The organism is Brevibacillus sp. FIR094 (genome assembly GCF_050477165.1).
GTDB lineage: Bacteria > Bacillota > Bacilli > Brevibacillales > Brevibacillaceae > Brevibacillus.
Genome location: NZ_JBEAES010000002.1, coordinates 117,567 through 129,310, shown reverse-complemented (window position 1 = coordinate 129,310; position 11,744 = coordinate 117,567). Strand labels below are relative to the sequence as shown.

Genomic DNA, 11,744 nt, shown 5'->3' with positions numbered 1-11,744 from the left:
ATTTCCTTGGTTGAGGCATACTTTTGGGGGAGACAACCATCATTCTGAGGAGATGAACATGAACGAGGGAACCGTTGCGATCCTCATCCAGTGGTCTTTACTGTGTCTTGTCTGGATGGGAAGCTTTGACTTACAGCTGCGAAACATGAAGATGGAACGCAGACGAGTGCTCGCAGTGATCAGTGCGTTTTTAATTTGTACGTTTGTGAACTGGGAAATCTATTTTGCCCCCATTCAAGTTAGTCTAAGTGGAACGATACTGCCACTGATCGCAAGCATTGTCCTTTACACCAAGCTCATGTCCAAAATACGCAGATTGTACTTGCTGAGTGCGCTGGCAACCGCCCTTTTGCTATTTTGGCTGCGCTGGCTGTTTTTTACCGATCCGATCTTGCTTTTTTGGGATGAGAGGATCATCGTACCCGCTGTTGGAGTCAGTACGATTTTTTTGATGAGCAGAACGAATCTGGGACAGCTGTTTCAGCTCACGCTCGCCATGCCACTCGCAGATGTGATACATTCGCTATATTTTTGGAAATTGTCGGGTTCCTGTCATTGGGGATCGGAGTATGCGCAAGATCTCTTGTGGAGTGGCATATCACTATGGGCTCTCGTCAGCATCGTCTGGTCTGCGATTCGTCGTATTCTTGGTAGAACAGAAACAGAGTCTTCCCATTCCGATACGGGCAGGTGACGCTAGGGTGTTTAAGGAATTGCTAGCTTATCAATATGTATTTCCGTTAGTTCTGGGTTTCCTTTTCGGCATTATGTGCCGAATTCATCTTTTGCGAACAGATTATCGACAATATCCAACCTATCCCCACGGAAAAATTATTCACGTTTCACTTGGGGTGATTGCATCTGCGCTCGGAGCATTAGCGATTCCCGCCCTGCTCAAGGAGAATTACACGGCGGTCACATTTTTGACGGTGGCTGCTCAGCAATTCCGCGATGTCAGGAACATGGAACGCACTACGCTCACGGAGATCGATAAGCAGGAGCTAGTGCCCCGTGGTGGCCCCTACATCGAAGGAATCGCCATGGTGTTTGAAGGGCGCAATTACATGGTCATGTTTACCTCTTTGGTGACAACGACGGCTACCATCCTTTTTCATTGGTGGGGAGGTGTCATCGCGGGTGTCATTGCCTTAATGATCTCTCGCAAGCTGCGCTCTGGAAAAACACTGTCGCTGATTGCAGAGATCGAACCGGGCGAAGTGAGAATGGATGGAAAAGACTTGTATGTCAACGACATTTACATCATGAACGTCGGGTTGGCAGATGCCCAAGAGATCATACGTGAGCAAGGAGTGGGTTTTATTCTCACGCCGAGGGATGCCAATGCCAAGGTCACGATTGCCCATCCAGGACAGCGGCAAGCGATATTGCACGATGTCGCGACACAGCTCGGCGTATATACAGATACAGGAGAGCCATCGTTAACACCATTGGTAAAACGTGATATACAGTCAGGAAGACTGGGTGTCTTTTTATTACCACAAGAAAAAGATGTCAAACGCGCAACGTCCGTCATTCGTGCAGTCCCGATTCTCGAAAGCGTCTTCCGAATGCCAACGAAGACTAGAATCCTGAAAAAGGAGCTGTAGGCCATGACAGGATTAATCTTGGCGGTGATTACGACGAACAAAGACAGGATTGCGGGTGGTGTCCCGATTTTTATCGAGTCTACTACGGAGAAGATGCAGCAAACAGCTTTCACGCTGGAAAAGATACTGGACGCGATGGTGCATGAAGTCAGTGACGATACCCTTATCATTGTTCGGCATAAGTAGTGTATGGTATGATTAGCTAGTCAAAACGTAAAATGAGAGAGAGTGTTGTTGATTATGGGATTACCAGTGGTAGCCATTGTGGGGAGACCCAACGTGGGAAAGTCCACGATTTTTAACAGATTGATTGGCGAACGAGTCGCGATCGTGGAGGATATGCCGGGAGTAACCCGTGACCGCCTGTACGGGAAAGGTGAATGGTTAACGCATACTTTCCATGTGATTGATACCGGTGGAATTGAGTTTGGCGAGACCGACGCGATTCTTACACAGATGCGTTACCAGGCAGAGCTTGCGATTGACGAAGCAGATGTCATCATTATGATTGCAGATAGCCGCACAGGTGTGACCGATGCAGACGTTGAATTGTCACGAATGCTGAATCGGACAGGAAAACCTGTCGTACTCGCGGTGAACAAAGCGGATAATCCGGAAATGCGTGCGGATATTTACGACTTTTACTCCTTGGGCTTGGGCGAGCCATTCCCTGTCTCGGGTAGCCATGGTCTTGGCTTGGGCGATATGCTGGAAGACGTGGTTCAGCATTTCCCAGCAGAGGATGACGAAGAGAAAAGAGACGATATCATTCGTGTATCCATCATCGGTCGTCCAAACGTCGGGAAGTCTTCCTTGACGAATGCGATTCTCGGTGAAGAGCGAGTTATTGTCAGTGAGGTTGCCGGAACGACCCGTGATGCGATCGACACGCCATTTGAGCGTGATGGCCAAAGCTACATTCTCGTAGATACAGCAGGTATGCGCAAGCGCGGGAAGGTGTATGAAACAACGGAAAAATACAGTGTGATGCGTGCGATGCGTTCCATTGAAGATTCCGATGTCGTTCTTGTTGTCATTAACGGGGAAGAAGGCATTATCGAGCAGGACAAGAAGATCGCGGGTTATGCACATGAGGCTGGCCGTGGTGTCATTATTATCGTGAACAAATGGGATGCTATTGAAAAAGACGACAAAACGATGCAACGCTTCACAGAATTGATCCGCGAAGAATTTAAATACCTGGATTACGCTCCGATCATGTATGTGTCTGCAAAATCGAAGCAACGTGTCCATACGATTCTGCCGAAGGTCGATGAAGTAGCACAAGCACATACGATGCGCGTTCCTACCGGCGTTCTCAATGATTTGATAACAGATGCGACGATCCGTACACCTCCACCATCTGATCGCGGCAAACGCTTGAAGATCAACTATGCGACACAAGCGACGGTGAAACCACCGACGTTCATTCTGTTTGTGAACGATCCAGAACTTATGCACTTCTCCTATGAACGTTACATAGAGAACAAGATCCGTGAAGCATTTGTGTTTGAAGGCACACCAGTTAGAATCTGGACACGGAAAAAAACGTAGGGAGAGAAAAGCGCCATGGTGTTATTATCCTGGGTGATTAGCTATTTAATCGGTTCTATTAGCTTTAGCTATCTTATCGCCAAAAAAGTCGCAGGAATTGACATACGTTCTCATGGCAGCGGAAATGCCGGAGCAACTAATACCTTAAGGGTGTTAGGAAAAGGCCCCGGCATTGCCGTTCTCCTTCTTGATGCACTAAAAGGAATAGCTGCGATGGGACTGACTCACCTGATGACAGGGGACCCGGCAGCGTATGCAGTGGCAGGCTTGTTTGTTATCGCAGGTCACAATTGGCCGATCTTTTTTGGATTCCGCGGAGGGAAAGGCATTGCGACCACGCTAGGTGTCGTGTTAGGTTTTTCTCCCTTGGCTTTTTTGATCGCTGCCGTGTTGGCTGTCATCGTCATTGCGATCACTCGCTTTGTTTCATTAGGATCATTGGTTATCGTAACGGTTATTCCATTTACCCTTTACTTGTTGGACAAACCTGTTTCCTTTATTTGGGCGAGCTTGGCGATCGCAGTCTTTGCTTACATTCGTCATTTTAATAATATCCGCAATCTTCTTTCAGGAAACGAACGGAAACTAGGAGATAAGTCCAACCGGAAGCTGGGATAATGTACGAACGGACATGAGAAAAGTGGAGGGGGACGTATTGATTCAAAATGTTACGGTGATTGGGGCCGGAAGCTGGGGAACGGCACTTGCGACTGTTTTGGCGGACAACGGGCATCAGGTTACGCTTTGGGTACGGGATACCAAGCTGGCAGAAGAAATAAACAGCAAGCATGTGAATGAAAAATATCTGCCTGGAGAAAAGCTTTCAGCAAACATAGTGGCGACGACCAACATCCAAGAGGCTGTAGTAGGCAAGCGAATTGTTCTTCTCGTTGTTCCTTCTCATGCCATGCGCCAAATCTGTCAGCAAGTGGCTCTGTACTTAGAACCGGATGTACTTTTGATTCATGCGACAAAAGGCTTTGAACTGGAAAGTCTGAAGCGAATGTCAGAAGTCATTGTGGAAGAGGTGCCGAAAGAGATTGCGTCTAGATTGGCTGTGTTGTCAGGACCGAGCCATGCCGAGGAAGTAGTCAAACGGCAACCAACGACAGTTGTGATGGCGTCTGAATCGGAAGAAAGCATGCTGCGCTCTCAGGATTTGTTGATGAATACGAATTTTCGTGTGTATACCAACCCGGATTTAATTGGCGCTGAGATCGCTGGAGCGTTGAAGAACATCATTGCACTTGGTGCAGGGATGTCTGATGGCTTAGGGTATGGAGACAACGCTAAGGCAGCGCTGTTGACCCGTGGCTTGGCGGAAATTAGCCGTCTGGGCATTAAGCTCGGTGCTAAGCCGCTTACGTTTTCAGGTCTGGCTGGTGTTGGCGATTTGATTGCCACATGTACGAGTAAACACAGCCGGAACTGGCGTGCAGGCTATATGCTCGGACAAGGAAAAAGACTCGATGACGTACTGGCGCAGATGGGTATGGTCGTCGAAGGCGTTCGCACAACAAATGCAGCCTTTTCCTTATCGCGACGCGAGCAAGTGGAAATGCCAATTACTTCTGTTCTGTACGGCATGCTGTTTGAAGGAAAAGAAGCTCGTCAAGGCGTGGAAGAACTGATGGGGCGCGGAAAAACCTATGAAATGGCATACCTCAATCCCGATGCGGAATAAGTCATGAATGGAGTATCACCGATTTAGGCTTCTGCACATACGATAGGGTGAAAGCCCATGTGCAGGAGGAGATTTCACATGAATAATATGTCGAAACGACTTTTTGAGCGTTTGCAAGGGAAAGCAACGGAAAATGTCGATGAAGAAAAGCTTCGCTCACTAGCAGGTCAGGTCAAGCGCAGCGATTTTGAAGATGAGACTAAGCTACGTCAAATCATTCGGACACTCGCTACCCTTAGCGGCAAGCAATTAACTCCTGAAAAGGAGGATAAGGTCATTGAAATGTTTCGTAATCAGGAAATCAATCTCAGTGACATGTCCACCTTGACCAAGCTGCTCAAATAAGAGAAATGGGCGATTATGCCCGTTACCTGCAACAAAAACCGTCATACAGTAAGACTAGGAACAATCATGGCTCTACAGGGACATGGCTGACCTACAGATTGCAAGAAAAAAAGAGGGATCTTATCCCTCTTTTTTTCGTTCCTTGGAGTTGCCGCTTACCTGTGTAATCAGGTTCTGGACCAAAGGGGATTGCAGGAGACCAAGTAATTGCCCGATATCTATATTGCCCAAAAGGTTGCCTAAACCTAAGCCTGATTCCTGTGGTGCTGGTTCTGCTGCCTTTTGTGGCTCTGGAGGAGCGGCTTTGCGTTTGCCAGCAGGCTTTTCGGCAACGACCTCAGGCTCCGGCGCGCGTTTTCCGAGGTTCTCCATCATCTCCATTGCCCCGTACAACGAATCCATCGTGTCTTCTACCTGCCGAATCGTGCTGCCGATCCCTTTGATGTTATGGCGCATTTTCGTAACAGAGGTGCGCAAATCAACCGTGGGCAGGATTCTTTTTTGTGAAATGGAAAGCGAGACATTTTCGACTTGGTCGCTTAATTTTTTGCTGGGTATAGGTGCGTATGGATTCCGCCATTTTCGATTATTTATTTTATTACTCAACGTTTCATCCCTCCAATGGGCGAATTCATCACGATAGTCTATGCGAATGTCTAGTATTAGGTTCGCAAGCATCAGACGAAGAGGGGGAATTATGGTATAATAAAGCAAAAAATGCAAAGGATGCTGCAGTCCCGATGTATATTGATCCTATGACAAAGATGAACATTTCCTTAATTGCCATTGGGCTCATGTTCGTCTGCAATTTAGTTATGATCTTTGCCAGAAAAATAACCAATGCGTTTTTGCGGTTCCTTGTGAAGACCTTCGCATTTTTACTATTACTCGTCGTGCTTGTCATGATTTTGATTGTGATTTTTGTCTAGGGAGGATTATCGATGTCAACGGTCACACTACTTACTCGTGCAGGCAGTCATGAAGTCTCGATCGAGTTGAATCAATCCATTGTTGCTCTTGCGAAAAAGAACAACGTCGTGTGGGGCCATGCCTGCCAAAGAGGGGTATGTGCACAATGCCGTACGCATGTTCTGGAAGGGGCAGAGTACTTAAACGAAGTGACACCAGAAGAAAAACTGCGTTTGCGCAAGGCTGAACGCACAGAAGGCTACAGATTAGGCTGCCAGACAAAGATTGTTTCAGCAGGAACAGTCAAGGTAGCTCATCGGCCGTACTAGTAAAGGAAGTGACAAAATGGGGAAAGTAACCTTTCTCCCGAGCAAGAAGAGTGTGAAGGCGCGGACAGGGCAAACCTTGGTCGGTGTAGCTTCGTCAGCTCGCGTCGTAATCCCACAGAGATGCGGTGGACACGCATCTTGTCTGATGTGCCGTGTGGTCGTTGAGAATGGCCTGCTGTGCCCGCCAACGGCGCTGGAAAAGCGCAAGCTGCCTGAAAAGGATCTCGCAAATGGGATTCGTTTAGCCTGTCAGGCAAAAACGACGGAAAAGGATTGCACGGTCAGGATTCCAGAAAACAAGCTGAAATCAGTGGTAGCGGCTGCACTCGAGCGACAACGCAAAGAAAATGAAGATGGAATGTAAGAGGTGTGTACATAAGATGTGGCAATCGTGGCGAAAATCGTTCAAGCTCATGATCAGCTTAACGATTCTGTCTTCCCTTTTATCCGGATGCTTGTATCCGGATGAACGCAGAGCAGAGAATCAAATTCCTAGTACCTTTTTTGTAGAAGCAACACAAAAAGCGATTGAGCAATTCCAAAAAGACACAGCAGTATTGCCAATCGTAACGAAACCCCTCGATACTCCTATTTTTGAAAAATATGAGATTGATTTCCGCAAGATGATCCCTAAATACATGCCGGATGTACCTGGGAACGCATTTGAAAAAGGCGGCGTATACAAGTACGTATTGATTGATGTGGATACAAAGCCGACAGTGAAGCTCATTCATTTGACCGCGGTCAGTACGGTAGCGGATGTTCAGAGCGAAGTAGACCGTTACAAGGGCCATTTTGAAAAGCTGCCTGTACTCGCTGACTTGGGGAATGGCTACTATTCCATCGATCATGAACGACTCGGGTTAAAAGCGTGGCAGGTGCCGTCCACGATGGGGACTTACTTATTGCCACTGATCATGAACGCTGAAGGTCAAGTCGGGATTGATTATGCTGCGGATATCGCGCAATTACTTCGGGATACAAAAGTAACCGTACCGGAAAAAACAGATCCGAGGTACGTTCTTGCACGAAATTCGATGTTTGTTCCAGCGAAATCGTTTCCTTATGAAATGGTCGATGGTGACCCAAGTCTTCTCAAACTAAATTAACTTTACGAAAAACGACTCTGATCAGGGTCGTTTTTTTTGTTCTAGTTAACGCAAAAATACATATATTTGTACTGTCCACAAAACTAGTACGAGATTCCCTACGAAAATACTGGCGGTCAGGGATAATTCGGAAAATCGGTCATAGTGTAAAAATAGACAAATAGAAGGAGGTCATCGATCGTGGAACGAGTCGACATCTTTAAAGACATTGCCGAACGGACGGGCGGAGACATCTACCTCGGAGTGGTAGGCCCTGTTCGTACGGGAAAGTCGACCTTTATCAAGCGGTTTATGGAGCAAGTTGTCATCCCGAATATCAACTCTGAAGCGGAGCGGATACGAGCGACAGACGAGTTGCCGCAGAGCGCTTCAGGACGAACAATCATGACAACTGAACCCAAATTTGTTCCGAATCAGGCCGTTAACGTACATGTGACAGAAGGACTCAGCATCAATGTCCGCCTTGTTGACTGCGTTGGCTATACGGTGCAAGGGGCAAAGGGTTTTGAAGACGACAATGGCCCAAGAATGGTAAATACACCTTGGTATGAAGAGCCTGTACCATTTGAGGAAGCGGCCGAAGTCGGGACACGCAAGGTTATCCAGGAACACTCAACCATCGGGATCGTTGTGACAACGGATGGCAGCATCGCGGAAATACCGCGTGTAGGATACATCGATGCAGAGGAGCGGGTTGTAAACGAGCTGAAGGAAGTCGGAAAACCGTTCGTAATCGTTGTAAACTCGACGCGTCCGCGGGCCGACGAAGCACAAAACCTTCGCTTACAGCTGCAGGAAAAATACGATGTCCCAGTCGTTGCCTTGTCGGTTGATCATATGACAGAGCAGGAAATCTTGCTCCTCATGAGAGAAGTCCTGTTTGAATTCCCTGTTCATGAAGTAAATGTAAATCTGCCGAGCTGGGTAATGGTGCTGGAAAACGGGCACTGGCTACGTCAGAACTACGAGGAAGCTGTACGTGAGACCGTGCAGGACATCCGCCGGTTACGCGATGTGGACCGTGTCGTCGGCTTCTTCAATGACTATGACTTCGTAGAGAGAGCCTCCCTTGCAGGTATGCATATGGGGCAAGGGATCGCAGAGATTGACCTCTACGCGCCAGATGAACTGTATGACCGTATCTTGATGGAAATTGTCGGTGTGGAGATAAATGGCAAGGATCACTTGCTGAAAATCATGCAGGAATTCGCACACGCCAAGCGCGAGTTTGATCAGGTAGCGGAAGCGTTGCACATGGTCCGAAGTACGGGCTACGGTATAGCAGCCCCGTCGTTGCATGAAATGACCTTGGACGAACCTGAACTAATCCGCCAGGGACCGCGCTTTGGAGTCAGACTCAAAGCAACAGCGCCGTCTATTCACATGATTCGGGTGGATGTCGAGTCTGAATTCGCTCCAATTATCGGAACAGAGAAGCAGAGTGAGGAGCTTGTCCGCTATCTGATGCAAGATTTTGACAAAGACCCGCTTTCCATCTGGAACTCCGATATTTTTGGACGCTCGCTCCATTCCATCGTAAGAGAGGGCATTCAAGCAAAAATTACCATGATGCCAGACAACGCCAGATACAAATTACAGGAGACTTTAGGCCGAATCATCAACGAGGGATCGGGTGGCCTGATTGCGATCATACTTTAATAAATAGTTCTATAGTCCTATAAACAACAAATATAGGGAAGGCATCTGATATGACGAGATGCCTTTTTTTCTTGTATTTCGTTCAATTTCGACAGGAGGGGCTTGAATTTAAGAAATCGGTGTATTACTATAAGCTTGTCAGATCGGTAAAAACAACCAATCGTGTATAAAACGCTTCGTTTCGGTTAAGAAAAATAATAGCTAGGACTTGGTGTTCTTTGAGGGGAGGTGAATAAAATGAACAAAACAGAACTGATTGCAAAAGTGGCTGAAACCACAGAACTCACCAAGAAAGATGCAACAAAAGCAGTTGATGCAGTTCTTGACGCAATTGCAGATGCATTGAAAACTGGTGATAAAGTCCAACTGATCGGCTTTGGTAACTTCGAAGTTCGTGAACGTGCGGCTCGTAAAGGTCGTAACCCACAAACTGGTGAAGAGATCGAAATCGCTTCCAGCAAAGTACCTGCGTTTAAACCAGGTAAACAACTCAAAGACTCCATCAAGTAGTTGTTTCTTTTGAGAACGAAGCACTTACATAAAAAAAATCCACATTGATAAAATGTGGGTTTTTTTCTTTGTTCATACAGTTTGCCTATGAAAATACTGGCATATTTTTTTGTCTTTTTTAAAACGATATGGTAAGATTGGCTTTGATCGCGAGCGGGCAGACCTTTTAAATGAGAATCAAGGCGTATGCCGTTACGTAGGAGGTACAATGATGAACGTCGACTTGGATAAAATACAGCAAGCTGTTCGCATGATCCTAGAAGCAGTAGGGGATGATCCTAATCGGGAAGGAGTCCTCGATACTCCTAAGCGAGTTGCGAAGATGTACGCTGAAGTATTTGAGGGCATGCATATAGACGAAGATCAGTATTTTGAGACTGTCTTTAGCGAAGATCATGAGGAAATGGTGTTAGTGAAGGACATTCCGTTTTACTCCATGTGTGAGCATCACTTAGTTCCCTTTTTCGGTAAAGCGCATGTCGCTTACGTACCACGTGGGGGCCGCGTGGTTGGACTGAGCAAGTTGGCGCGTGCGGTTGATACCGTTGCCAAACGCCCACAGTTGCAAGAACGCATTACATCGACAGTAGCAGACGCGATTATGCGCAAGCTCGATCCGCATGGCGTTGTTGTGGTTGTTGAAGCAGAACATATGTGCATGACAATGCGTGGCGTGAAAAAGCCAGGCTCGAAAACGATCACCTCTGCTGTTCGCGGGATGTTTGAGAAAGATGCGGCTGCCCGTGCAGAAGTATTTAGCTTGATTCGCTAAGAATTCAAAAATAAGGAAATTATATTGACTCTATAAGTAAAATATTGTATAGTACGGATGTACAGTCGGGATGTGGCGCAGCCCGGTAGCGCGCACCCTTGGGGTGGGTGAGGTCCAGGGTTCGAATCCCTGCATTCCGACCATCTGCATATAACGATCAGAAGCCTTGAGCAAAGGCTTCTTTTTTATGTAAAATTACTACTCTCCCAAGTAGTGCCATTTTGCTATTGGCTTCCTGATCTTTCTTTTTTATAATGATAGGTAGACAAGCTAGGGAAGGGTTGTTCAATGCTATGAAAGTGCCTGTATCACTTCAACCATATTTGCAAACATTGCCGCAAAACTATGACGCCTCTTCGCTTTCGTATGGAGACGAGGGGCTCTTCTCGGACATCCTGCAGTCCCAGTTAGCAACAACCGGCCAGCGGGTTATCAGTTCGCAGGAGATTTTAGCCAAGTTAGACGGTTCTAGGACCTGGAAGATTCCTACCCAGATTCAAAATGAGCAGTCCTTGTCTTTTGCAAAAGGGCCATCTGTACCTACCCCGGAAATCTTGGGCAAGATTGATCAGACAGCGAAAGCGATGGGAGTGGACGTTGATCTGGTGAGAGAGGTCGTCAGGGCCGAATCCAATTTCAATCCGAATGTAGAATCTCACGCAGGGGCGAAGGGCTTGATGCAGTTGATGGACAATACGGCAAAAGCCATGCAAGTCCGCAATGTATACGACCCTGATGAAAACCTTGAAGGTGGAACAAAATATTTGAAGTCGCTTTTGGATCGTTATGATGGAGATGTGAAAGTAGCACTTGCTGCTTATAATGCTGGCCCAGGTAGGATGAGTCGTCTGGGAATCAGCAGTGATGACGAACTAGAAGCGAAGTTTGACCAATTGCCGCAAGAGACACAGCGCTATGTAGACAAGATCATGAGCCGACTGGAGTCAGAAGGGGCATCATACTAGACGTACGCGCATATCGTATTGGTCAGGAGGAAACATATTGGCACAACCATCTGGATTTAATCAGGATTATTTCGTAGTCAAAGCGAAGGAAAATGGCGTTCATGTGATCGGATTAACAAGAGGTACTGATACGCGTTTTCATCATACAGAGAAGCTTGATAAAGGCGAAGTCATGATTTTTCAATTTACGGAGCACACCTCTGCGATTAAGGTGCGAGGTAAAGCAGTGATTTACTCGCAGCATGGCGTCGTGGATACGACCGAATAAAGAGCAAGTCGTTTTGCTAAGAAGCAGGCATAG

17 protein-coding genes and 1 tRNA gene are annotated in these 11,744 nt (G+C 47.0%); 17 read left to right on the top strand and 1 reads right to left on the bottom strand.

Going from position 1 to position 11,744, the window contains the following annotated elements:
- Positions 1-58: 58 nt before the first annotated feature.
- The 7 genes from ACQ5DJ_RS01855 to ACQ5DJ_RS01825 all read left to right on the top strand — a co-directional run bounded on the left by ACQ5DJ_RS01855 (position 59) and on the right by ACQ5DJ_RS01825 (position 5,190).
- The gene (locus ACQ5DJ_RS01855) at positions 59-694 is read left to right on the top strand and encodes a YphA family membrane protein (protein ID WP_429840942.1); all 636 of its coding nucleotides are present in this window, start codon (positions 59-61) and stop codon (positions 692-694) included.
- A 7-nt stretch (positions 695-701) separates the two neighbouring features.
- Positions 702-1,607 (top strand): YIEGIA family protein, encoded by a 906-nt coding sequence (locus ACQ5DJ_RS01850; RefSeq protein ID WP_429840941.1) that lies wholly within the window; start codon positions 702-704, stop codon positions 1,605-1,607.
- A gap of 3 nt (positions 1,608-1,610) precedes the next feature.
- On the top strand, positions 1,611-1,793 hold the full coding sequence (locus ACQ5DJ_RS01845) for a capping complex subunit for YIEGIA (protein ID WP_144616063.1): 183 nt from the start codon (positions 1,611-1,613) through the stop codon (positions 1,791-1,793).
- Positions 1,794-1,847: 54 nt separating this feature from the next.
- Positions 1,848-3,161 (top strand): ribosome biogenesis GTPase Der, encoded by a 1,314-nt coding sequence (gene der / locus ACQ5DJ_RS01840; RefSeq protein ID WP_429841110.1) that lies wholly within the window; start codon positions 1,848-1,850, stop codon positions 3,159-3,161.
- A gap of 15 nt (positions 3,162-3,176) precedes the next feature.
- On the top strand, positions 3,177-3,779 hold the full coding sequence (gene plsY / locus ACQ5DJ_RS01835; protein ID WP_429840940.1) for a glycerol-3-phosphate 1-O-acyltransferase PlsY: 603 nt from the start codon (positions 3,177-3,179) through the stop codon (positions 3,777-3,779).
- A 13-nt stretch (positions 3,780-3,792) separates the two neighbouring features.
- Positions 3,793-4,845, top strand: coding sequence for an NAD(P)H-dependent glycerol-3-phosphate dehydrogenase (locus ACQ5DJ_RS01830; protein ID WP_429840939.1), 1,053 nt, complete (start codon positions 3,793-3,795; stop codon positions 4,843-4,845).
- A 78-nt stretch (positions 4,846-4,923) separates the two neighbouring features.
- Positions 4,924-5,190 carry a stage VI sporulation protein F gene (locus ACQ5DJ_RS01825; RefSeq protein ID WP_017248102.1) on the top strand — a complete coding sequence of 89 codons (267 nt, stop codon included), beginning with the start codon at positions 4,924-4,926 and terminating at the stop codon, positions 5,188-5,190.
- 120 nt (positions 5,191-5,310) lie between these two features.
- Here ACQ5DJ_RS01825 and ACQ5DJ_RS01820 read toward each other — a convergent pair whose 3' ends face one another.
- Positions 5,311-5,796 (bottom strand): hypothetical protein, encoded by a 486-nt coding sequence (locus ACQ5DJ_RS01820; RefSeq protein ID WP_429840938.1) that lies wholly within the window; start codon positions 5,794-5,796, stop codon positions 5,311-5,313.
- Positions 5,797-5,930: 134 nt separating this feature from the next.
- On the opposite strand from ACQ5DJ_RS01820, the gene ACQ5DJ_RS01815 reads away from it, so the two are divergent.
- The 10 genes from ACQ5DJ_RS01815 to mtrB all read left to right on the top strand — a co-directional run bounded on the left by ACQ5DJ_RS01815 (position 5,931) and on the right by mtrB (position 11,711).
- Positions 5,931-6,119 carry a DUF2768 family protein gene (locus tag ACQ5DJ_RS01815; protein ID WP_017248104.1) on the top strand — a complete coding sequence of 63 codons (189 nt, stop codon included), beginning with the start codon at positions 5,931-5,933 and terminating at the stop codon, positions 6,117-6,119.
- A gap of 12 nt (positions 6,120-6,131) precedes the next feature.
- Positions 6,132-6,428: a 2Fe-2S iron-sulfur cluster-binding protein gene (locus tag ACQ5DJ_RS01810; RefSeq protein WP_429840937.1), complete on the top strand. Its 297-nt coding sequence runs from the start codon at positions 6,132-6,134 to the stop codon at positions 6,426-6,428.
- A 16-nt stretch (positions 6,429-6,444) separates the two neighbouring features.
- The gene (locus tag ACQ5DJ_RS01805; RefSeq protein ID WP_392429482.1) at positions 6,445-6,792 is read left to right on the top strand and encodes a 2Fe-2S iron-sulfur cluster-binding protein; all 348 of its coding nucleotides are present in this window, start codon (positions 6,445-6,447) and stop codon (positions 6,790-6,792) included.
- 16 nt (positions 6,793-6,808) lie between these two features.
- Complete coding sequence (locus ACQ5DJ_RS01800; protein ID WP_429840936.1) at positions 6,809-7,537, top strand: hypothetical protein; 729 nt, start codon at positions 6,809-6,811, stop codon at positions 7,535-7,537.
- A 180-nt stretch (positions 7,538-7,717) separates the two neighbouring features.
- Positions 7,718-9,196 carry a stage IV sporulation protein A gene (spoIVA, locus tag ACQ5DJ_RS01795; RefSeq protein WP_069845504.1) on the top strand — a complete coding sequence of 493 codons (1,479 nt, stop codon included), beginning with the start codon at positions 7,718-7,720 and terminating at the stop codon, positions 9,194-9,196.
- A gap of 237 nt (positions 9,197-9,433) precedes the next feature.
- Positions 9,434-9,706: an HU family DNA-binding protein gene (locus ACQ5DJ_RS01790; protein ID WP_005831316.1), complete on the top strand. Its 273-nt coding sequence runs from the start codon at positions 9,434-9,436 to the stop codon at positions 9,704-9,706.
- A 208-nt stretch (positions 9,707-9,914) separates the two neighbouring features.
- Positions 9,915-10,478 (top strand): GTP cyclohydrolase I FolE, encoded by a 564-nt coding sequence (folE, locus tag ACQ5DJ_RS01785; RefSeq protein ID WP_429840935.1) that lies wholly within the window; start codon positions 9,915-9,917, stop codon positions 10,476-10,478.
- 66 nt (positions 10,479-10,544) lie between these two features.
- Positions 10,545-10,621: transfer RNA gene (locus ACQ5DJ_RS01780), tRNA-Pro, on the top strand.
- A 111-nt stretch (positions 10,622-10,732) separates the two neighbouring features.
- Positions 10,733-11,443, top strand: coding sequence for a lytic transglycosylase domain-containing protein (locus ACQ5DJ_RS01775; RefSeq protein ID WP_429840934.1), 711 nt, complete (start codon positions 10,733-10,735; stop codon positions 11,441-11,443).
- 37 nt (positions 11,444-11,480) lie between these two features.
- Positions 11,481-11,711 (top strand): trp RNA-binding attenuation protein MtrB, encoded by a 231-nt coding sequence (mtrB, locus tag ACQ5DJ_RS01770; RefSeq protein ID WP_007716531.1) that lies wholly within the window; start codon positions 11,481-11,483, stop codon positions 11,709-11,711.
- The last annotated feature ends 33 nt before the right edge of the window (positions 11,712-11,744 follow it).